Raw genomic sequence first — 20756 nt, 5'->3', positions numbered from 1 at the left:
AGCATATGGAAGACGCAGTCATCGTTTCCGTCGCACGCACGCCGATCGGCAAGGCGTTTCGCGGCATGTTCAACGACACCGAGGCGCCCGCGCTGGGCGGCCACGTCGTGCGCACGGCGCTCGAACGCGCGGGTGTCGCGCCGGCCGACGTCGACGACGTGCTGATCGGCTGCGCCGCACAGCAAGGCACGCAGGGCTACAACATCGGCCGCCTGTCGGCCGCGGCGGCCGGGCTGCCGGCGTCGGTGCCCGGTATGGCGATCGACCGCATGTGCTCGTCGGGCCTGATGTCGATCGCGAGCGCCGCGCGCAGCATCGGCGCGGGCGACGCGCGGATCGTCGTCGCGGGCGGCGTCGAGTCGATCTCGCTCACGCAGAACAAGCACAAGAACGCGTATCGCGCGCGTTCGCAGGCCGTGCTCGACCACCAGCCGGCCGCGTACATCGCGATGATGGAAACGGCCGAGATCGTGTCGCGCCGCTACGGCATCTCGCGCGCCGCGCAGGACGCCTACGCGCTGCAGAGCCATCAGCGCACGGCCGAAGCACAGGCCGCCGGCCGCTTCGACGCGGAAATCGCGCCGCTCGACGTGCGCCGCGCGCTGTTCGACAAGGAAGGCAACCCGGCCGGTCACGAAGACCTGCGCGCGGCGCGTGACGAAGGCGTGCGCGCCGACACGACGGCCGAGCGGCTCGCGGGGCTGAAGCCGTCGTGGAGCGGCGGCAAGGTCGTCGAGCAGGGCGAGTTCGTGACGGCCGGCAATGCGTCGCAGCTGTCGGATGGCGCGGCTGCCGTGGTCGTGATGTCGCGCAGCGAGGCGACGCGTCGCGGGCTGACGCCGCTCGGCGCGTTCCGCGGCCTCGCGGTGGCCGGCTGCGAGCCGGACGAGATGGGCATCGGCCCGGTGTTCGCGATCCCGAAGCTGCTGGCGCGTTTCGGGATGACGGTGGCCGACGTCGGGCTGTGGGAGCTGAACGAGGCGTTCGCGTGCCAGGCGCTGTATTGCCGCGACACGCTCGGCATTCCCGACGACCGGCTGAACGTGGACGGCGGCGCGATCGCGCTCGGCCATCCGTTCGGGATGTCGGGCGCGCGGATGACGATGCACGCGCTGCTCGAAGGCGCGCGGCGCGGCGTGCGGCACGCGGTCGTGACGATGTGCATCGGCGGCGGGATGGGTGCCGCCGCGCTGTTCGAAGTCGGCGCGTAGCAGGCGCCGGATCGGCCGCCGGAGACGGCGGCCAGCCATTCAGGACCATTCGAGGCCGCGGCAAAGACCGACGGCCCGGAGATTTGCAGGCGATTGCCGTTGGCGCTTCGGCGCGGACCGCCGTCGAACGCAGACACAGGAGACAAGCATGAAACGAACTTTGCCCGGACTCGCGATGTCGGCGCTCGTGCTCGGCGCCGCGCTGTTCGCGTTTTCGCCGCGCCCGCTGCCGGCGTTCCCGGTCACCGCGATCCATGCGGACCGGCTGCAGATCAACGGGCTCGCCAGGGCCGGCGCGCGCATCGTCGCGGTCGGCGAACGCGGCGTGATCCTGCTGAGCGACGACGCGGGCGCCCACTGGCGGCCGGCGTCGGTCGCGCCCGACCAGGCGTCGACGCTCACGCAGGTGCGCTTCATCACGCCGACGCTCGGGATTGCGGTCGGCCACGACGGCCGGATTATCCGCAGCGACGACGCGGGCGTGCACTGGCGCGAGGTGCACATGGACCACGCGCATTCCGATCCGCTGCTGTCCGTGTGGGGCACCGCCGACGGCCCGCTGTTCGCGGCCGGCAGCTTCGGCCAGTTGCTGCGCTCGGACGACGCCGGCGTCAACTGGCAGACGGTCAAGACGCCCGCCGGCGACCGTCACCTGAACGCGATCGTCGGCGACGGCCACGGCAACCTGCTGGTCGCGGGCGAGAGCGGCACGCTGCTGCGCTCGACCGACAACGGCGTCACCTGGGACAAGCTGCCTTCGCCGTACGCCGGCTCGCTGTTCGGCGCGCTGATGCTCGCGAACGGCGACTGGGTCGCGTACGGGATGCGCGGCAACGTGGTGCGCAGCACCGATCGCGGCGCGACCTGGACGCACGTCGACAGCCACGTGCCGGTGTCGTACTTCGGCGCGACCCAGCTGACCGACGGCGAACTCGTGCTGGTCGGCCAGGGCGGCGCGATCGTCGCGTCGCGCGACGGCGGGTTGACCTTCGACGTGCGCAAGCTCGGCGGCGTGCAGAGTCTCGCGGCCGTGCTCGACATGGGCCACGGCGCGCTGCTGCTCGGCGGCGAGGCCGGCGTCGCGCCGCTCGCCGCGGCGCCGTCCTGATGCGCGGCCACGGCGGCCGCAGTGGCCGCCGGTTGCCGTCCGCTTTGGTTCGTTTCGCATCGCCAGTCCGTACCGACACGAGAATTCCATGAACGACCTGTCACGCCCCCCTGAAGCCGTTCCCGCGTCGCGCCTCGCCACCTTCGTCGAGCGCTGCGCCAACACGATCATTCGCCGGCGCCGGCTGCTGATGCTGCTCTGCGTGGCGGTGACGCTCGCGCTCGGGCTGTCCGCGACGCGCCTGAAGCTCGATCCGGGCTTCAACAAGATGATCCCGATGCAGCATCCGTACATGCAGGTGTTCGAGCGTTATGCGGGCGCGTTCCCCGGCGCCAACACGATCCTCGTGAGCCTGCGCTGGAAGGGCGACGGCGACATCTACAACCAGACGTTCATGGATGCGCTGCGCCATGCGACCGACGATGTGTTCTTCATCCCCGGCGTGAACCGTTCGCGCGTGTTCTCGCTGTTCACGCCGAACGTCCATTACACCGAGGTGACCGAGGCCGGCTTTCGCGGCGACGTGGTCGTGCCGGGCCAGTTCTCGAGCGCGAACCCGGACGATCTCGCGAAGGTGCGCCGCAACGTCGCGCGTTCGGGGCAGATCGGCCGCCTCGTCGGCAACGACCTGAAGTCGGCGCTGATCCGCGCCGAGCTGCGCGAGACCGACCCGGCCACCGGCAAGCGGCTCGACTACAGCGCGGTCGCGCGCCAGCTCGAGGAGATTCGTGCGAAATACGCGAAGCAGGGCATCGACGTGAACATCATCGGCTTCGCGAAGCTGGTCGGCGACGTCGAGAGCGGCATCGCGGGCGTGATGGCGTTCTTCGCGCTCGCGTTCCTCGTGACGGCCGCGCTGCTGTTCGGCTATACGCGCTCGCTGAAGACCACCGTGCTGGCGCTCGTCGTCGCGCTGCTGCCGGTCGTCTGGCTGCTCGGCGCGCTGCCGCTGCTCGGGCTCGGCATCGACCCGATGTCGATCCTCGTGCCGTTCCTGATCTTCTCGATCGGCGTATCGCACGCGGTGCAGATGACCAACGCATGGAAGCAGGCGCTGGTGCGCGGCGAGTCGTCGGTCGACGCCGCCCGCGATGCGTTCCGCAAGCTGTTCGTGCCGGGCACCGTCGCGCTGCTGACCAACGCGCTCGGCTTCATGGTGATCATGCGGATCAGGATCGACATCGTGCGCGAGCTCGGCATCACCGCATGCCTCGGCGTGCTGCTGATGATCGTCACGAACAAGGTGTTCCTGCCGATCCTGCTGTCGTACACGCGCCTCGAACGCGGCACGCTGGCGCGCGCGCAGCGCACGGCGGCGGCCGGCGGCAGCCGGATGTGGTCGCGCTTCGCGGTGTTCGCCCGGCCGGCGCCCGCGCTCGGCGTGTTCGTGGTGGCGCTCGCGCTGCTCGCGTACGGCACGCTCGAATCGCGCAAGCTGGAGATCGGCGACATCGGCACCGGCGCGCCGGAATTGCGCGTGAACTCGCGCTACAACATCGACAACGCGGCGATCACGCACCAGTACAACATTGGCGTGGACGTGCTGTCGGTGATCGTCGAGACGACCGGCTTCGACGACGCGTGCCTGCATTACCCGGTGATGAGCGCGATCGAGAAGTTCGAGATGAACATGCGCGGCGTGGCCGGCGTGCAGTCGGTGACGAGCGTGTCGTCGCAGGGCAAGGTGTTCATCGCCGCGTTCAACGAAGGCAACCCGCGCTGGGCCGCACTGCCGCGCTCCAGCGACGGGCTTACGCAGGGCTCCAACGCGTTCGACCCCGACAACGGGATGAACACCGCGAACTGCAAGGCGATCCAGGTCCTGATCTACACGAAAAACCACGAAGGCACGACCATCGCGCACATCGTCGACGAGATCAAGCGCTTCGCGGCCGAGAACCCGACGCCGAACGTCGCGTTCCGGCTCGCGGGCGGCAACGTCGGCGTGATGGCCGCGACCAACGAGGCGGTCGGCGACGCGGAGATCGCGATGCTGCTGTCGATCTTCGGCGCGATCGCGCTGCTCTGCGCGGTCACGTTCCGCTCGTGGCGCGCGGTGCTGTGCATCGTCGTGCCGCTCACGCTCGTGTCGATCCTGTGCAACGCGGTGATGGCGCGCCTCGGCATCGGGCTGAAGGTCGCGACACTGCCGGTGATCACGCTCGGCGTCGGGGTCGGCGTCGACTACGGGATCTACCTGTACGAGCGCCTGCAGCACGACATCCGCCACGGCGCGTCGCTGCCGGACGCGTTTGCCGACGCGATGCGCCAGCGCGGCACGGCGGCGCTGTTCACGGCCGTCACGATGTTCATCGGCGTCGGCACATGGGCGTTCTCCGCGCTGAAGTTCCAGGTCGACATGGGCGTGCTGCTCGCGTTCATGTTCCTCGTGAACCTGTTCGGCGCGGTGTTCCTGCTGCCCGCGCTCGCCGCGTGGCTCGGCGTCGAGCGGGCCGAGCGCCGCGCGACACAGTCGTCGCCGTCGCCGGTGGCCGCGTCGCCACGGCAGCAGGCGAGCGCGTTCGAACACGGCAATCCGATGCGCTGAGCGGCGCACCCCCATTACCCCGCGCGCGGCGGGCCGCCGCGCGTTCCCCACGAGAGGAGTCAACCCACATGTCCGCACGCCCTTACAAGATCGAAGCCCAGCCGCTCGCGCAGCGCTATGCGCGCGGCTGGCACTGCCTCGGGCTCGCCCGCGACTACAAGGACGGTAAGCCGCACACGCTGAACGTGTTCGGCCGCAAGCTCGCCGCGTTTGCCGATTCGACCGGCAAGGTCAATGTCGTCGACGCCTACTGCCCGCACATGGGCGCCGACCTGAGCCTCGGCACGGTCCAGGGCGACAACCTCGTGTGCCCGTTCCACGGCTGGGCCTGGAGCGGCGAAGGGCAGTGCGCGTCGATCCCGTACTGCAAGCGGATTCCGCCGAAGGCGCGCATCGGCGCATGGCCGACCTGCGAGGAAAACAACCTGCTGTTCGTCTGGAACGACCCGGAAGGCAACGCGCCGCCGGCGGACGTCGCGATTCCGCGTCTCGACGTGTGCTTCTCCGACGAATGGTCGGACTGGGTGGTCGACAAGATGGTGATCCAGGCCAACTGCCGCGAGCTGGTCGACAACATCTCGGACGTCGCGCACTTCGCGACCGTGCACCGCGCGCCGATCGACTATTTCGCGAACCTGTTCGAGGATCACAAGGCGACGCAGCTGATGGTTGGCCGCAGCGAGAAGCTCGGCGGCGACAGCCTGACCGCGCTGTCGACGTATTTCGGGCCGGCCGTGCACATCACGCAGATGACGGGGCAGAGCAACGGGCAGCCGATCCATTCGGTGCTGCTGAACTGCCACGTGCCGATCGACATGAACAGCTTCGAGCTGCGTTACGGCGTGATCGTGAAGAAGGTGGTCGGGCTCAGCGACGAGCAGAACCTGGAGATCGCGAACGCGTACGTGAAGGAAGCGCAGCGCGCGTTCTACGAGGACGTCGACATCTGGCACAGCAAGACGCGGATCGACAACCCGCTGCTGTGCGAAGGCGACGGGCCGCTGTACCAGATGCGCGACTGGTATTCGCAGTTCTATCTGGACGCGGCCGACGTGCGGCCGACGAGCGTCGCGCGTAAGGCATTTGAAATGCGGATTCGCGACGGCGCCGAGCCGCCGGCGTTGCATCACGTGTTCGATCCGCAGTAAAAACGGGCGTGCCGGCCGAGAAATGAGGGGCGTATCGAAATACGCTCCGTCGGCCGGCAACACCCGCCGTATAAGGCGCACGCGGCATTCAAGCTTCCGCGCTGCAACAAAAGGACTTGACGAAACGGTCGTTGCCGCGTAGTGTCCGTGACCGAAGTCTTCAAGAAGTTCGATAGCTCATCATTGGCCGCACTCCGTGCGGCGGTCGTTGGCCTTTCCCTCTTTGATTCTTTCTGTGCCTGTCGTGGGCGCATGTTCAATTATTCGTATTAAGGAAGTATTTGTGGATACCGGTACCGTCAAGTGGTTCAACGAAACCAAGGGCTTTGGTTTCATCTCCCCGGACAACGGCGGCGACGATCTGTTCGCCCATTTCTCGGAAATTCGCGGCACGGGCTTCAAGACCCTGGCCGAAGGCCAGAAGGTCAGCTTCGAAGTGAAGCGCGGCCCGAAGGGTCTGCAAGCGTCGAACATCACGCCGCAGTAAGCCGCAACGGCATCGGCCGCCAATCGGCGGCTGCTGCCGGATGGACTTTCGCGCGGGGCGCCGGTATTCCGGCGGCCAGCGCGATTCCGATGCGCACGACCGATGCATCGCGTCATTCACGATGCATCGGTCGTGACGCCTCCCTCATCGCATGCCTGAACGGCGTGCGACGCAACGCCCTCGCGAAGCGCCCGCCGCTTCGCCAGCGCATCACCGCTTCAACGCATCAACCCGAGCAGACCGCCGCCATGCCGTAGTAGCCGGCGCGGTCCCGACTTGCGCGGCGCTCATTGCGCCGCCGCCACTGACCGCCCGAACGCCGCAACGCGCCGGGCTCCGATCGCAAGACAGGCCTGTGGCCCGTCTGAACGAACCGATACCCGGCAGCCTGCCAGCCGTCGTCCCGTTGCGGGAACGGCGCCCGGCAGATCGCCGCGGCCGCGGTCAATCACCTTGTCTGGAGGAATTGGTTTGGCAAAAGAAGAACTGCTGGAACTCGACGGGATCGTCGACGAAGTGCTGCCGGACAGCAAATATCGCGTCACGCTGGAAAACGGCGTCGTGGTGGGCGCGTACGCGTCGGGCCGCATGCGCAAGAACCACATCCGCATTCTCGCGGGTGACCGCGTGACGCTGGAACTGTCGATGTACGACCTGACCAAGGGCCGTATCAACTTCCGGCACAAGGACGCGAATTCGCCGCGTCCGCCGCGAACCGGGCAACCGCGCCGTTAAGCGGCAACGATCGGGCGCGTTACACCGCACCGATCGACTCCCGTCCGGCCAGGCGGCCGGACGAACCGGATGGACGGCACGCGTCGTGCCGTTCGTCGGTCGCCGGCGGCGTCGTCACGCCGCGGCGGCCAGCACCATCTTCTCCGGTCGCGTTGCGTGTTCCACGCTCAAGCGGCCGCGTCCCGCAGGAAATCCTCGACGATCATCGCGAAGTACGGCGGACTTTCCTGCATCGGGTAATGCCCGCAATTCGGGATCGTCACGAGCCGCGCGTTCGGGTGCCAGGCCAGGAACGTCGCCTGCATTGCCGCTTCGTCGAGCCCCGGATCCTTGTCGCCGACGATCACCAGAAAGCGCGTGTCCAGCCCGCGGATGTCATCGACGAAATCCGTTCCCGTCAGCATGTCGAGATAGGCGAGCCGGCAACCCGGCGCCACGCGCTCGCGGTTCTGCCGCAGTTTCACGTCGGCCCATCGCGCCGACAGCCCACCCGTCACGAATCGTACGAGCCGGCGAAACGCATCGTCGTCGACGGTCGTGCTCGCGAAGAACGCGCGTGCGTCGTCGTTCAGGCGATTGCCGGCCGCGGACACCGGGCACACGGCGATCGCGCTCTTGATGCGCGACGGCGCGTTGGCGGCGATTCGCTGCGTCGCCATGCCGGTCATCGAATGGCCGATGACGTGAAAGCGCTGCCAGCCGAGCCGGTCCGCGAGCGCGAGGCAATCGGCCGCGATCTCGTCGACGGTGCAGGCGCCGTTCAGGTGGATGGAGGTTCCGTAGCCGCGCAAGTCGACGAAGACGTACGTGAAGGCCGTTTCGTCGAGATACGGCAACAGCGCCGCGTAGTTGGTCCGGTCGCCGAGCCAGTCGTGCATGACCATCACGCATTCGGGGCCCGTGCCGTGTTGCAGGTAGCCGAGGCCGTCGTGGTTGGCGTTCGGGCGGGAGGCGAGGGTGTCGACGGGATTCATTTCAAGTGGTTTCCTTTTGGTGGGTGAACCAAAACGAAACGCCCTCCCGGCGGACCGGGAGGGCGTCTTGAAAGTGCATCGATCGTATCGGGCCGACTTGCGAAAGTCAACGTACGGCGCGCCATCCCGCCCGACTCGTCGATGCGCTGCGCATTGATCCGATCCGGCGTTTGTCGTCCGACAGTCGCGACGCGATCGTCGGTCCGATGTTCGTTACGCGGAACATCGCGCCGGCCGATGGTTGAACGCACGCGCGGCAGCGCGGTTCGCGTACGGCTTTACGTGCGGGCCGGCGCGGTCGTACACTCGTCGGCAATTCGCGGCGCGCGGGCATTGCTTTCAATTGCCTTCAATCGTTTTCAGCGCGCCGCCGATCGTGCCCGCCGGACATTCGTCGCGCGACGCCAGGAGGCGCCATGAGTGCAGACGCAGCCCCCGCAGCCCCGCCGGTTCAGCAGCGCATCCAGCACGTGTTCGTGCTGATGCTCGAGAACCGCTCGTTCGATCACCTGTTCGCGCTGTCGGGCATCGCCGACATCGTCGCCGCGTCGCCGGGCAACAGCAACGCGTACGGCGGCGCGGTCTATCCATTCGGCGGCGGTGCGCCGGACCGAATGCCGACCGATCCTTGCCACGAATTCACCGACGTGCTCGAGCAGCTCTGCGGCCCGGGTGTGCCGTTCGTGAAAGGACGGGCTTATCCGCCCATCGCCAACTCGGGGTTCGTGACGAACTACGCGACGTCGCATTCCGAAGGCACGCCGCCGCAGCCGGCCGACGCGGGCAAGATCATGCAGGGCGCGGACGTGCAGACGAACGCGCCGTCGCTGTACGCGCTCGCGAACGCGTTCGTGCTGTGCGACGCATGGCATGCGTCGATGCCGGGGCCGACCTGGCCGAACCGGTTCTTCCTGCACGGCGCGTCGTCGGCCGGGCTCGACCATTCGCCGACCAAGGAAGAAATGGGCGGGTGGGACACGATCGACGGCTTCTCCTATCCGAAGGGTTCGATCTTCGGCGCGCTCGGCGACGGCAACTGGCGCATCTACCAGGACCAGACCGGCGATCCGCTCGGTCATGTGCCGCAGGTCGCGTCGCTGAAGGGCGTGAGCTTCTTCGACGTCGACGACCTCGCGCATTTCGAAGCCGATCTCGCGGCCGGCTACACGGCGCGCTACACGTTCATCGAGCCCGGCTACGGCGACATCGTGCACGGCACCTACGAGAACGGCAGCTCGCAACACCCGATGGACGGGCTGGCTGGCGGCGACCAGCTCGCCGCGCGCGTGTACAACGCGATCCGCAATTCGCCGGTGTGGAACAGCAGCCTGCTCGTGATCGTCTACGACGAGCACGGCGGCTTCTACGATTCCGTCAAGCCGGGCGCCGCGCCGCCGCCGAACGATGGCGCGGCCGCGACGCTGAACGCGAGCGGTTTCGGCTTCGACGTGTACGGCGTGCGCGTGCCGGCGATCGTGATTTCACCGTGGGTCGCGGCCGGGCAGGTCGACCACACGCCGTACGATCATGCGTCGGTGGCCGCGACGCTCGGCCGGCTGTTCGGCCTTGCGCCGCTGACCGACCGCGACCGCCTTGCCAACGACCTGCTGGCGCTCGTGACGGCGACGTGCCGGACCGACTGCCCGCAAAGGATCGGAACATGAGTACGACCCCGGCTCCGGACCCGCGCGATGCGCTACCCGTGCGCGACGGCACGAGCCTGATCGCGTTTCTGCACATCCTGAAGAAAGCGCATGCGGCGCTGGTCGGTCAGGACAAGGCCCATCAGCGCTTCAGCGAAATCGTCACGCGCGGGCAGGCGCGGCAATACATCGAGGAACTGATGCCGTCGCTGCAGCAGGCGCGTGCGGCGCATCGGAAGCGTCGGCACGGCGGGAAGCATCGCTGACGAACGCTGACGCGTGCGATTGGCGCGGTGTAACGCGGTGCCTGCGTCACATGAGAGCGGCGGCCGCGAAGGCGTCATGCGGCCCGCCGCGTGCGTTGCACGCTGACCGCCGACACCGCCGCGCCCGTCAACTGAATGGCCGCACCGGCGAACATCGCCGCGCGCAAGCCGGCCGCGCCGCCGTGCGCAGCCGCGAACAACGTGCCGAGCATCGCGATCCGTTACCTTCCCGCAAAAGAAAACGGGGCTTGCGCCCCGTTTCACAACACCTCCGGACGGATGCCGGCCGCGTTCGCTCAGGCCGCCACCTCCCGCGCCCGCACCATCGTCAGCGCCGCGTCCTCGATCATGTCCTCCTGGCCGCCGACGAGCCGCTGACGGCCCAGCTCGACGAGGATGTCGCGCGCGGGAATCCCGTACTTCGCTTCCGCGCGCTTCGCGAACAGCAGGAACGACGAGTAGACGCCCGCATAACCGAGCGTCAGCGCATCACGGTCGAGACGGATCGGCGCGTCCATGATCGGCACGACGAGATCCTCGGCGACGTCCGAGATCGCGAACACGTCGACACCCGTTTCGATCCCCATCCGGTCGCACACCGCGACGAACACTTCCATCGGCGTATTGCCCGCGCCGGCGCCGAGCCCGGCCGCGGCCGCGTCGATCCGGTTCGCGCCGGCGGCGACCGCCGCGACCGAGTTCGCGACGCCCATCGCGAGGTTGTGGTGGCCGTGGAAGCCGAGCTCCGTCTCCGGCTTCAGTGCGTCACGCACCTGGCCGATCCGCGCGGTCACGTCGTCGGGCAGCATGTGGCCGGCTGAATCGGTGATGTAGATGCAGTTCGCGCCGTACGACTCCATCAGCTTCGCCTGCACGACGAGCTGCTCCGGCGGCGACATGTGCGCCATCATCAGGAAACCGACCGTGTCGAGCCCGAGCGTGCGTGCGAGGCCGATGTGCTGTTCCGACACGTCGGCCTCGGTGCAGTGCGTCGCGACGCGGATCGTGCCGACGCCGAGCTCGTGCGCCATGCGCAGGTGCTCGACGGTGCCGATGCCGGGCAGCAGCAGCGCCGACACCCTGGCCTGCTTCAGCTCCGGAATCACGGCGCTCAGGTACGCCTCGTCGGTATGCGCGGGGAAACCGTAGTTGACCGACGCGCCGCCGAGCCCGTCGCCGTGCGTGACCTCGATCAGCGGCACGCCGGCCGCATCGAGCCCGCGTGCGATGTTGCGCATCTGGTCGAGCGTGATCTGGTGGCGCTTCGGGTGCATCCCGTCGCGCAGCGACATGTCGTGGACGGTGATCTTCTTGCCTGCAAGTGACATCGCGTGGCTCCTCAACTCAAGCGGTGGCGGCCGTCGCGGCCAGCATCTGTTCGGCGAAACGCTCGGCCGTGGCGGCCGCGGCGGCGGTCATGATGTCGAGGTTGCCCGCGTACTTCGGCAGGTAGTCGCCGAGCCCTTCGACTTCCATGAAGACCGACACGCGATTGCCGTCGAACACCGGGCCGTTCTTCAACGTGTAGCCCGGCACGTAGCGCTGCACTTCCTTGACCATCGCGTGCACCGACGCGGTAATGGCCTCGACGTCGGGCGGCCCGTCGGTCAGGCAGTGGATCGTGTCGCGCATGATCAGCGGCGGCTCGGCCGGGTTGATCACGATGATCGCCTTGCCCTTGCGCGCGCCGCCGACCTGTTCGATCGCGCCGGACGTCGTTCGCGTGAATTCGTCGATGTTCTTGCGCGTGCCGGGGCCGACCGAGCGCGACGACACGGTCGCGACGATCTCGCCGTAGGCGACCGGCTGCACGCGCGACACCGCGTACACCATCGGGATCGTTGCCTGGCCGCCGCAGGTCACCATGTTCACGTTCATCTGCGCGCTGTCGAGATGCGCGTCGAGGTTCACCGGCGGCACGCAGTACGGCCCGATCGCGGCGGGCGTCAGGTCGATCATCCGCACGCCGAGCGCGGTGAGCTTGTCGGAGTTGTCGCGGTGCACGTAGGCCGACGTCGCGTCGAACGCGATGCGGATGTCGTCGGCGGCCACGTGCGGCAGCAGCCCGTCGACGCCCTTGTCGGTGGTCTTCAAGCCGAACTCGCGCGCCCGCGCGAGGCCGTCGGAGGCCGGATCGACGCCGACCATCCACACGGGTTCGAGCACCGGCGAACGGCGCAGCTTGTACAGCAGGTCGGTGCCGATGTTGCCGGGACCGATCAGTGCGCATTTGATTTTCTTCATCGGGATGGTTCCTTTAGATAAAGCGGACGTCGCAACTGCCGATGCCGGAAATGTGCATCGACAGCGCGTCGCCGGCCGTGACCGGAATCAGTTTCGCGAGCGAGCCGGACAGCACGATCTCGCCGGCAAGCAACGGCACGTCGTACGCGGCGAGCGTGTTCGCGAGCCACGCGACCGCGTCGGCGGGGTGGCCGAGCGCCGCGTCGCCGCGCCCTTGCGCGACGGGCTCGCCGTTCTTCTCGATCGTCATCTCGCACGCGGCGAGATCGAGCGTGCGCGGGTCGACGCGCGCGTCGCCGAGCACATACACGCCGCACGACGCGTTGTCGGCGACGGTGTCCTCGATGCGGATCGCCCAGTCGCGGATGCGCGAATCGACGATCTCGAAGCAGGGCGCGACGGCGGCCGTCGCGGCGATCACGTCGGTGCGGTCGATGCCGGGGCCGCGCAGGTCGTGCGCGAGGATGAACGCGATCTCGCCTTCGGCGCGCGGCGCGATCAGCGAGTCGGCGGCAATCGCCTCGCCGGCCGCGTAGTGCATGCCCGACAGCAGGATGCCGAAATCGGGCTGGCGCACGTTCAGCATGTCCTGCACGGCCTGGCTCGTCACGCCGATCTTCTTGCCGACCACCGCTTCGCCGTGTTCGACGCGGCGTTCGATGAAGCGCTGCTGGATGCGGTAGGCGTCGTCGAGCGACAGCCGGCGCGGGCGGCTCGACAGCGGCGCGACCGGCGCACGCGCGTGCCACGCGGCGTACAGCTCGTCGCCGAGCGTCGTATGCAGGCGGGAAGACATGAAAGGGCCCTCGAATGGAAAAGGCCGCCGTCGCGGGCGGCGTCGTGCGCCGGAGCAGGGCTCCGGCGCGTGGGTCGCGGGCATGCCGCGTCGCTTAGTTACCCGAACTGCGGATCGCGTCCGGCGAGAAGTACGCCTCGTTGAATTGCGGGCTGTTGTCGAGCTTCGGCATCGGGCCTTCGTTCGTCAGGCGGTCGGCCATGTACGCGCCCGAGATCAGGTCGTGGAAGAACACCGCGCTCGGGTAGAACACCTTCGCGTCATACGCGTACAGCGACGTCGCGACGTTGGTGCGCCACAGCTGGCCGCGTGCGTCGTAGTTGTCGGCGAGCAGCGATTGCCACGAGTCCTCGTCGATGTACAGCACGCGCTTCGCATACTGGTGGCGATAGCCGCTCTTCAGCGTCGCCTGCAGCACCCACACGCGATGCAGCTCGTAGCGGATATACGCCGGGTTCTCGTGGCCCTTGGTCAGCAGGTCGCCGTACTTCACCGCGCTGTCCATCACCTTGTAGTTGTCGTAGGGCACGTAGATCTCGCGCTTGCCGACGATCTTCCAGTCGTAGCGGTCGCCGGGGCCGTTGTACAGGCGGTCGTCGTCGACGGTGCGGAAGCCGCCCGGGCCCTGCGGCTGGTCATAGCCGTATTCGGGCGCCTGGCGCACGCGCCGCGTGCCGGGGTTGTACATCCACGTGCGCGACGAGTTGTCCGCGCCGGCCTTGTCCCAGTTCGTGAAGCCGACGATCAGCGAGCCGCGGTCGGACAGCGGCAGTTCCGTCGCGTTGCGGTAGTACGTGCGGTTGTTCAGGTCGCTCTTCACGTCGTACTTGCCGACGTTGCGCGGCGAGTAGATGTCGTAGCGCACCTTGCCCCACGCGATGTTGCCGTCGGAGTACACGACCGCCTGGTCGTAGGTGGCCTGCTCGGTGCCGATCGACGACGAGAAGCGCTGGTTCCACAGCAGTTCGGCGGCGGTCTTCGGGATCGGGTAGGGCACCGTCGGCGGCGCGTTCGTGAGGCCGTTCGCGTCGGACGTCATCGTCGAATCGGGCGCGTATGCGCGGATGTCCTTGTAGACGGCATCCGGGTAGCGGAAGTCGCGGTGGCTCGGGTAGACGATGATCTTGAAGGTGGTCGGATAACGCTTGAACATCGCCTTCTGACCGTCGGTCAGGTGCTCCGCGTACTGCGCCATGTTCTCCGCGGTGATCGTCGCGACCGGCTTCTCGCTGGCGAACGGATCGGGGTAGCGGCTGCCGCGCTTGTACTGCACGTCGGACGGCGCGCCGAGCCACTTGCCCGACCACTCGGGCACGCTGCTGTCCTTGCTCGCGGCGCGGACCGCGCCCATCGGGGTCAACTGGCCGTCGAGCGCCTTCAGGTCGTCATTCGTGACCTTCGGGTACGACGCCGTCGCGGCGAGCGCGCACGCGGCTATCACCGACGCGCGCAGGAGGGGGAGATGAATTCGCTTCATGACTAATCCTCTTCTTGCTGAGTGACGAGCGGCCGGGCCGCTCAGAAGTGGTAGGTCGCCGTGGCCAGCACGTAGTCGCGGTCCGAGAGCGGGCGCGTGACCGGGTTCGGCGATCCGAGGAACTTTGCGTAGACGAGCGACAGCGACAGGTTGCTCAGGCGCGTGAAGGTCACGCCGGCGGTTACGCGATGGTCGCCCTGGCCCGTCAGCGAGCCGAGCGCGCCGGCCAGCGGCGACGTGCCCGCCAGGTCGTGCGTGTAGGTCAGCGGCACGTCGAGATCCCAGCCGTTGAACACGTTCTTGTAGCTGAGCGTCCACGCGATCTCGAGCGCGAGCGCGTTGCGCGTGTTCGCGAGCGTGGTCGACCCGCCGAGCTCCGAGATGCTGCCCGCGTGCACGTACGTGAGTTCGCCGATCAGCGACTGAGAGTTCGCGAGGAAGCTCGGTCCGATCGAGTAGATGCCCGACAGGTTGGTTTGCACGACGTTCGCGCGGGTCGACTGCACGCCCGTCGGCGTGTTGACGAGGACGGATGCGCCTTGCCGGTACGATGCCTCGCCCGCGACGTTCACCGGGCCGATCTGGGTGGAGAAGCTCGCGCCCGTCAGCTTGATGTTGTTGAAATAGGTCTGCTGGTACTGGAGCGTCGGGAAGAACGACGTGACGACGCTCGGGTTCATGTCGTTGTAGTGCAGGTAGTACAGGCCGAGCTCGGTGTCGCCCAGCACGCGGAAGCGCGCGCCGATACCCCACTGGTTGCGTGCGCTCGGCTTCTCGTCGGCGCCGCGCGGAATCAGCATCCCGCCCGGGCCGATGATGTATTGCGCGCCAGGGCCGGTGACGTCCGAATAGCTCCAGTAGGAACCCGGCGCGGTCAGGCGGTTCTGCTGGAACGAGAACTGGTAGTACGCAAGCAGGCTCAGGCGCGGCGTGATCTGCCACTGCGTCGAGATCTGCGGCACCGGCAGCAGGATGTCCTTCACCTCCGCGCCGGCCATGTACGACTTGGTCGCGTCGGACGGCCCCTGCGCGCCCGCGATGTTCGGGAAGAACAGGCTTTCGCCCCACGCGACGACCTGGTCGCCGACCTTCACGTTCAGGCTCGTCGAACCGATGTGGAACGTGTTGTACGCATACGCGGCGAGCAGCGTCGTGTGGCCGCCCGACCAGTAGCGCGCGTCGCTCGTGAAGTTGTTGTACTGCCCCGAGTGGTTCACGGTGTCCGGCGCGTCGTTGTAGTTCGGACGGTGGTAGGCCTGGTCGTAGAACGTGTCGGCACGGACGAACACGCCCCAGTCGTCGTGCTTCAGGTTCACTTCGCCGAGCAGGCTGACCTGGTTCTCGATCAGCTTGTTCTTCGCGAAGTTGCGATCGCCGTCGTCGCCGTTGATGTTCGCCGGCGTCAGCAGATTGCCGCTCGGCGCACGCGTGCGCATGCCGAGGCCGTAACTGAGCGTGAACGTATAGTCCAGCGTCGTGTCGGCGCCCAGCTCGATCGTGCTGCCTGCATGCGCGTTGGGAACGGCGCATGTCAGCAGCGCGGCGGCCAGCGTCGACAGCGTGGCGGTTGCCCGCTTGTCGGTACGGCGCGAAATCCGTTGATGCATGGTGTCTCCTCTTGGGGGTATCGACGACGGTCGTCTATGTGTGTTGTCGTGAGAGGCAGAGTAGGGAGATCGCGGTAGCAGGGAATCGTCAAAATGAACTAGATGACTTCCCTAGGACTGGCAACGAATCGTCCCGCACCGCTTGCATCGCATGGTTCAACGCGCGGCCGCCTGCACAGCGCTCAGGAACGCCGGCCGCTCACCGCCGCCGTCGAGCCGCAGGTTCGCGCCCGATGTGTACGACGCGTCGGGCGACGCGAGGAACAGGCACGCGGACGCGACGTCGTCCGGCGTCGCGAGCCGTCCGGCGGGAATCGTCGCGCGGATCGCGTCGAGCGCGTCGTCGTTGCCGTAGTGACCTTCGGTGGCCGATTCGGTCTGCACGAGGCTCGGGCTGATCGCGCACACGCGCACGCGCGGCGCCCACTCGACCGCAAGCGACGTGACCGCGTTGACGAGGCCCGCTTTCGCGGCGCCGTACGCGGCCGTGCCGGGCGACGGCCGCGACGCGCTGACGCTCGCGATGAACAGCATCACGCCGCCTTGCGGCTGCGGCTGCATGATCGCGTTCACGCGCTGCGCGAGCTGCAGCGGCGCGATCAGGTTGAGCCGCACGATCGATTCGGTGAAGCGCGGCGACGCGTCGGCCGCGAGCGCGAACGGCGAGCCGCCCGCGTTGTTGACGAGCACGTCGAGGCCACCCGCCGTATCGCGGATCGTCGCGAGCATCGCGTCGACCTGTTCGATGTCGCGCAGGTCGGCCGCGATGAACGCCGCCGTGCGGCCGCCGGCCGTAGGCGGCGTGTCGGGCGCGCTGCGTCCGCAGACGAACACGCGTGCCCCCGCCGCGAGAAACCGTTCGGCGATGCGCCGCCCGATGCCCTTGGTGCCGCCCGTCACGAGCACCGTCTTGCCGCTGTAGTCGAATCCGTTCATCGTCAGCCTCCGTTTCGGTGGGCCGATGATAGAAAGAAGCGCGCGCGGCTTCGTAGTCTGAAAGGATGATGCCGGCCGGCGCCGGCGGCGCAATCATCGGGGCACGCATCCATCGATCGACGAAGGAGACAACCCGCGATGACGATCCCCATGACGCCGCCGGCCGGCATCCTCACCGACGTACCGGGCGGCCTGCGCCTGCACCATTACGAGGCGGGCGAGGGCCGGCCTGTGGTGTTCATCCACGGTAGCGGCCCGGGCGCTAGCGGTTTCAGCAATTTCAAGCACAACGTCCCCGCGTTCGCGGCAGCCGGCTATCGCGCGATCGTCGTCGACCTGCCTGGTTACGGCCAGTCGTCGAAGCCGTCCGACGTCGCCTATACGCTCGATTTCTTCGTCGGCGCGCTGCATGCACAGCTTGCCGCGCTCGGGATCGGGCCGGCCGTGCTGCTCGGCAACTCGCTCGGCGGCGCGATCGCGTTGAAATACGCGCTCGACTATCCGGACGAGGTCGACGGACTGATCATGATGGCGCCGGGCGGCGTCGAGGATCGCGACACCTATTTCCGAATGGAAGGGATTCAGCGGATGGTGAAGCTGTTCACCAATCGACAGATGAATGACGACACGATGCGCGAGCTGCTGACGTTGCTCGTGCACGATCCGGCGATCGTCACCGACGCGCTCGTCGCCGAGCGGATGAAGGTGTGCGTCGAGCAGCCGACCGAAGTGCTGTCGACGATGAGCGTGCCGAACCTGACCGACGCGCTCGGCGACCTGCGCAGCCCGGTGCTCGGTTTCTGGGGCACGGACGACCGCTTCAATCCGGTCGGCGGCGCGCTGAAGTTCCTCGAACGCTGCCGCGACGCACGCTTCGTGCTGATGAACCGGTGCGGCCACTGGGTGATGGTGGAGCACGCCGATTATTTCAATCGGGAATGCCTCGATTTCCTTGCGGCGCGGAATACGCGATAACGCCGGATGCCATTGAAGGTCGCCCCGGCATGGGCGGCCCAGCTAATTACACGGAGACACCATGAAACTCATCGAAGAACTGTTCGACCTGCGCGGCAAGGTGGCCGCGATCACCGGCGGCGCGCGCGGCATTGGCGCGGAGACGGCCCGCACGCTGGCGGCCGCCGGCGCCACCGTCGCGATTCTCGACGTGCTGTCGCAGCCGGCGGAAGCGCTGGTCGAGGAAATCCGCGCGCAGGGCGGCCAGGCGGCGTTCTGGTTGCTCGACGTCACGCAAGAGGCCGACGTGGCGCGCGTGTTCGGCGAGATCGTCGCACGCTTCGGGCGCCTCGACGTGCTCGTGAACAACGCGGGCATCGAAGGGCACAACGTGCCGACGCACGAGCTCACGCTCGCGCAATGGCAGCGCGTGCAGGACGTGAACGTCAACGGCGTGTTCCTGTGCACGCGCGCGGCGATTCCGCACATCGACGCGGCCGGCGGCGGGTCGATCGTGAACCTGTCGTCGATGTACGGGATCGTCGGCGGCCCCGACGTGCCCGCGTATCACGCGTCGAAGGCCGCGGTGCGGATGATGGCGAAGGTCGACGCGATGCTGTACGCGGCGAAGAACATCCGCGCGAACTCGGTGCATCCGGGTTATATCCGCACGCCGATGCTCGAGGAGGCGTTCCGCCAGATGGGGCAGGACCCCGACAACGTGTTCGGTTATCTGCAGACGCATGTACCGATGGCGAAGATCGGCAGCCCGCGTGACATCGCGGCCGGCATCCTGTATCTCGTGTCGCCGGCCGGTCGTTACGTGACGGGCGCGGAACTCGTGATCGACGGCGGGTACACCGCGCGCTGACGCGAGACGGTACGCGCAACGGAACAGGAGACAGGCAGTTGAAAGTGCTCGTGGCAGTGAAACGCGTGGTCGACGCGAACGTGAAGGTGGGCGTGAAATCCGACCGGACCGGCGTCGACATCGCGAACGTGAAGATGTCGATGAACCCGTTCGACGAGATCGCGGTGGAAGAGGCCGTGCGGTTGAAGGAGGCCGGTGTCGTCACCGAGGTGGTCGCCGTGTCGGTCGGCGTCGCGCAGGCGCAGGAAACGCTGCGCACGGCGCTTGCGAATGGCGCGGATCGCGCGATCCTCGTCGAATCGAATGACGGCGTCGAACCGCTGGGCGTCGCGAAGGTGCTGAAGGCGCTGGTCGACAAGGAACAACCTTCGCTCGTGATTCTCGGCAAGCAGGCGATCGACGACGATTCGAACCAGACCGGCCAGATGCTGGCCGCACTGGCCGGCCTGCCGCAAGCGACGTTTGCGTCGAAGGTGACGGTGGCTGACGGCAAGGCGCTGGTCGCGCGCGAAGTCGACGGCGGCGCGGAAACGCTGTCGCTTCAACTGCCGGCCGTGGTGACCACGGACCTGCGTTTGAACGAGCCGCGCTACGTGACGTTGCCGAACATCATGAAGGCGAAGAAGAAGCCGCTAGAAATCGTGAAGCCCGAGGACCTTGGCGTGGACGTGACGCCGCGCCTGAAGGTGCTCAAGGTGAACGAGCCGCCGAAGCGCGCGGCCGGCGTGAAGGTGCCGGACGTGCAGACGCTGGTCGGGAAGCTGAAGACCGAAGCCAAGGTGCTGTAACAGGGAACGCAACGAAATGACGATTCTGGTATTGGCGGAACACGACGATGCGTCGATCAAGGCCGCGACGCTGAATGCGGTGGCGGCGGCGCACGCGCTCAACGCGGCAGGCGGTGGCGACGTTCACGTGCTCGTCGCAGGGCACAACGCGCAGGCGGCGGCCGAGGCGGCCGCACGGATTGCGGGTGTTGCGAAGGTGCTGCTGGCCGACGCGCCGCAGTTGGCCAATGGCCTCGCGGAAAACGTCGAAGCGACGGTCATGAGCGTCGCGGCGCATTACTCGCATATCGTTGCGCCGGCTACTGCCTACGGCAAAAACGTCGCGCCGCGCATCGCCGCGAAGCTGGACGTCGCACAGATCTCCGAGATCACGGCGGTTGTTGCGGCCGATACGTTCGAACGTCCGATCTACGCAGGCAACGCGATCGCGACGGTGCAGTCGGGCGACCCGGTCAAGGTCATCACGGTGCGTGCGACGGGTTTCGATGCGGTGGCAGCCGTTGGCGGCAACGCTGCGATCGAGAAGATCGAAGCGGCTGCCGACGCCGGCGTGTCGCAATTCGTGAGCCGTGAAGTGACGAAGCTGGATCGTCCGGAACTCACGAGCGCAAGCATCATCGTGTCGGGCGGCCGCGGTCTGGGTAGCGGCGAGAACTACACGAAGGTGCTGGAGCCGCTGGCCGACAAGCTGCATGCCGCACTCGGCGCGTCGCGCGCGGCGGTCGATGCAGGTTACGTACCGAACGACTATCAGGTCGGCCAGACCGGCAAGATCGTCGCGCCGCAGCTGTACATCGCGGTCGGCATTTCGGGTGCGATCCAGCACTTGGCCGGCATGAAGGATTCGAAGGTGATCGTCGCGATCAACAAGGATCCGGAAGCGCCGATCTTCAGCGTGGCCGACTATGGTGTCGTCGGCGACCTGTTCACGCTCGTGCCGGAAGCGGCCGCGGCGCTCTGACC

Annotated in this window: 19 protein-coding genes and 1 pseudogene; 12 read left to right on the top strand and 8 right to left on the bottom strand. The window is 67.5% G+C overall.

Translation table 11 applies throughout. The annotated features are described in order from the left end of the window. The first annotated feature begins 5 nt into the window (after positions 1-5). The 6 genes from ACN22W_RS22790 (at position 6) to infA (ending at position 7237) form a co-directional block, all read left to right on the top strand. Positions 6-1211 carry an acetyl-CoA C-acyltransferase gene (locus tag ACN22W_RS22790; RefSeq protein ID WP_419689501.1) on the top strand — a complete coding sequence of 402 codons (1206 nt, stop codon included), beginning with the start codon at positions 6-8 and terminating at the stop codon, positions 1209-1211. 148 nt (positions 1212-1359) lie between these two features. Then, positions 1360-2319, top strand: a complete 960-nt coding sequence (locus tag ACN22W_RS22785) for a WD40/YVTN/BNR-like repeat-containing protein (RefSeq protein ID WP_419689500.1) — start codon at positions 1360-1362, stop codon at positions 2317-2319. Between the two features lie 88 nt (positions 2320-2407). Beyond that, complete coding sequence (locus tag ACN22W_RS22780; protein WP_419689499.1) at positions 2408-4867, top strand: efflux RND transporter permease subunit; 2460 nt, start codon at positions 2408-2410, stop codon at positions 4865-4867. A gap of 68 nt (positions 4868-4935) precedes the next feature. Continuing rightward, positions 4936-6015 carry a Rieske 2Fe-2S domain-containing protein gene (locus ACN22W_RS22775; RefSeq protein WP_419689498.1) on the top strand — a complete coding sequence of 360 codons (1080 nt, stop codon included), beginning with the start codon at positions 4936-4938 and terminating at the stop codon, positions 6013-6015. 283 nt (positions 6016-6298) lie between these two features. Continuing rightward, on the top strand, positions 6299-6502 hold the full coding sequence (locus ACN22W_RS22770) for a cold-shock protein (protein ID WP_006483056.1): 204 nt from the start codon (positions 6299-6301) through the stop codon (positions 6500-6502). 471 nt (positions 6503-6973) lie between these two features. Then, positions 6974-7237 (top strand): translation initiation factor IF-1, encoded by a 264-nt coding sequence (gene infA / locus ACN22W_RS22765; RefSeq protein WP_048251091.1) that lies wholly within the window; start codon positions 6974-6976, stop codon positions 7235-7237. A 167-nt stretch (positions 7238-7404) separates the two neighbouring features. Here the strand turns inward: infA and ACN22W_RS22760 are convergent, their stop codons facing one another. Next, positions 7405-8211, bottom strand: a complete 807-nt coding sequence (locus ACN22W_RS22760; protein WP_419689497.1) for an alpha/beta fold hydrolase — start codon at positions 8209-8211, stop codon at positions 7405-7407. A gap of 416 nt (positions 8212-8627) precedes the next feature. Between ACN22W_RS22760 and ACN22W_RS22755 the strand changes: the two genes are divergently transcribed. Continuing rightward, the gene (locus tag ACN22W_RS22755) at positions 8628-9875 is read left to right on the top strand and encodes an alkaline phosphatase family protein (RefSeq protein ID WP_419689496.1); all 1248 of its coding nucleotides are present in this window, start codon (positions 8628-8630) and stop codon (positions 9873-9875) included. Beyond that, entirely contained in the window at positions 9872-10120 is a 249-nt protein-coding gene (locus ACN22W_RS22750) for a hypothetical protein (RefSeq protein ID WP_193100429.1), read from the top strand. The genes ACN22W_RS22755 and ACN22W_RS22750 overlap by 4 nt, the downstream gene beginning before the upstream one ends. A 74-nt stretch (positions 10121-10194) precedes the next feature. Here the strand turns inward: ACN22W_RS22750 and ACN22W_RS22745 are convergent. The 7 genes and pseudogenes from ACN22W_RS22745 to ACN22W_RS22715 form a co-directional block, all read right to left on the bottom strand. Next, positions 10195-10338, bottom strand: a pseudogene (locus ACN22W_RS22745) (MFS transporter); the annotation flags it as partial. A gap of 78 nt (positions 10339-10416) precedes the next feature. After that, positions 10417-11448: a 4-hydroxy-2-oxovalerate aldolase gene (gene dmpG / locus ACN22W_RS22740; protein ID WP_419689495.1), complete on the bottom strand. Its 1032-nt coding sequence runs from the start codon at positions 11446-11448 to the stop codon at positions 10417-10419. Positions 11449-11464: 16 nt separating this feature from the next. Then, the gene (locus ACN22W_RS22735) at positions 11465-12364 is read right to left on the bottom strand and encodes an acetaldehyde dehydrogenase (acetylating) (RefSeq protein WP_129515002.1); all 900 of its coding nucleotides are present in this window, start codon (positions 12362-12364) and stop codon (positions 11465-11467) included. Between the two features lie 13 nt (positions 12365-12377). Next, positions 12378-13160, bottom strand: coding sequence for a 2-oxopent-4-enoate hydratase (gene dmpE / locus ACN22W_RS22730; RefSeq protein WP_343494496.1), 783 nt, complete (start codon positions 13158-13160; stop codon positions 12378-12380). A gap of 94 nt (positions 13161-13254) precedes the next feature. Further along, complete coding sequence (locus ACN22W_RS22725) at positions 13255-14637, bottom strand: DUF1329 domain-containing protein (RefSeq protein WP_343494497.1); 1383 nt, start codon at positions 14635-14637, stop codon at positions 13255-13257. Positions 14638-14678: 41 nt separating this feature from the next. Continuing rightward, complete coding sequence (locus ACN22W_RS22720; protein WP_129514999.1) at positions 14679-16244, bottom strand: DUF1302 domain-containing protein; 1566 nt, start codon at positions 16242-16244, stop codon at positions 14679-14681. A 156-nt stretch (positions 16245-16400) separates the two neighbouring features. After that, entirely contained in the window at positions 16401-17180 is a 780-nt protein-coding gene (locus tag ACN22W_RS22715) for an SDR family oxidoreductase (RefSeq protein ID WP_419689494.1), read from the bottom strand. Positions 17181-17318: 138 nt separating this feature from the next. On the opposite strand from ACN22W_RS22715, the gene ACN22W_RS22710 reads away from it, so the two are divergent. The 4 genes from ACN22W_RS22710 (at position 17319) to ACN22W_RS22695 (ending at position 20754) form a co-directional block, all read left to right on the top strand. Further along, the gene (locus tag ACN22W_RS22710) at positions 17319-18155 is read left to right on the top strand and encodes an alpha/beta fold hydrolase (protein WP_419689493.1); all 837 of its coding nucleotides are present in this window, start codon (positions 17319-17321) and stop codon (positions 18153-18155) included. Between the two features lie 61 nt (positions 18156-18216). After that, positions 18217-19005: an SDR family NAD(P)-dependent oxidoreductase gene (locus ACN22W_RS22705; protein ID WP_419689492.1), complete on the top strand. Its 789-nt coding sequence runs from the start codon at positions 18217-18219 to the stop codon at positions 19003-19005. 38 nt (positions 19006-19043) lie between these two features. After that, positions 19044-19793 carry an electron transfer flavoprotein subunit beta/FixA family protein gene (locus ACN22W_RS22700; RefSeq protein WP_419689491.1) on the top strand — a complete coding sequence of 250 codons (750 nt, stop codon included), beginning with the start codon at positions 19044-19046 and terminating at the stop codon, positions 19791-19793. 16 nt (positions 19794-19809) lie between these two features. Beyond that, the gene (locus ACN22W_RS22695) at positions 19810-20754 is read left to right on the top strand and encodes an electron transfer flavoprotein subunit alpha/FixB family protein (RefSeq protein WP_419689490.1); all 945 of its coding nucleotides are present in this window, start codon (positions 19810-19812) and stop codon (positions 20752-20754) included. Positions 20755-20756: the final 2 nt, after the last annotated feature.

The sequence above is a fragment of the Burkholderia theae genome, from assembly GCF_048565265.1.
Taxonomy (GTDB): Bacteria; Pseudomonadota; Gammaproteobacteria; order Burkholderiales; family Burkholderiaceae; genus Burkholderia; species Burkholderia theae.
This window is presented reverse-complemented; position numbering and strand designations above follow the sequence as displayed.

Coding starts and splice junctions, on each gene's coding strand:
- ACN22W_RS22775 (WP_419689498.1), top strand. CDS start 4,936: ATGTCCGCACGCCCTTACAAGATCGAAGCCCAGCCGCTCGCGCAGCGC.
- ACN22W_RS22710 (WP_419689493.1), top strand. CDS start 17,319: ATGACGATCCCCATGACGCCGCCGGCCGGCATCCTCACCGACGTACCG.
- ACN22W_RS22780 (WP_419689499.1), top strand. CDS start 2,408: ATGAACGACCTGTCACGCCCCCCTGAAGCCGTTCCCGCGTCGCGCCTC.
- ACN22W_RS22705 (WP_419689492.1), top strand. CDS start 18,217: ATGAAACTCATCGAAGAACTGTTCGACCTGCGCGGCAAGGTGGCCGCG.
- dmpG (WP_419689495.1), bottom strand. CDS start 11,448: ATGTCACTTGCAGGCAAGAAGATCACCGTCCACGACATGTCGCTGCGC.
- ACN22W_RS22695 (WP_419689490.1), top strand. CDS start 19,810: ATGACGATTCTGGTATTGGCGGAACACGACGATGCGTCGATCAAGGCC.
- ACN22W_RS22785 (WP_419689500.1), top strand. CDS start 1,360: ATGAAACGAACTTTGCCCGGACTCGCGATGTCGGCGCTCGTGCTCGGC.
- ACN22W_RS22760 (WP_419689497.1), bottom strand. CDS start 8,211: ATGAATCCCGTCGACACCCTCGCCTCCCGCCCGAACGCCAACCACGAC.
- ACN22W_RS22725 (WP_343494497.1), bottom strand. CDS start 14,637: ATGAAGCGAATTCATCTCCCCCTCCTGCGCGCGTCGGTGATAGCCGCG.
- ACN22W_RS22755 (WP_419689496.1), top strand. CDS start 8,628: ATGAGTGCAGACGCAGCCCCCGCAGCCCCGCCGGTTCAGCAGCGCATC.
- ACN22W_RS22790 (WP_419689501.1), top strand. CDS start 6: ATGGAAGACGCAGTCATCGTTTCCGTCGCACGCACGCCGATCGGCAAG.
- ACN22W_RS22750 (WP_193100429.1), top strand. CDS start 9,872: ATGAGTACGACCCCGGCTCCGGACCCGCGCGATGCGCTACCCGTGCGC.
- ACN22W_RS22735 (WP_129515002.1), bottom strand. CDS start 12,364: ATGAAGAAAATCAAATGCGCACTGATCGGTCCCGGCAACATCGGCACC.
- ACN22W_RS22715 (WP_419689494.1), bottom strand. CDS start 17,180: ATGAACGGATTCGACTACAGCGGCAAGACGGTGCTCGTGACGGGCGGC.
- dmpE (WP_343494496.1), bottom strand. CDS start 13,160: ATGTCTTCCCGCCTGCATACGACGCTCGGCGACGAGCTGTACGCCGCG.
- ACN22W_RS22720 (WP_129514999.1), bottom strand. CDS start 16,244: ATGCATCAACGGATTTCGCGCCGTACCGACAAGCGGGCAACCGCCACG.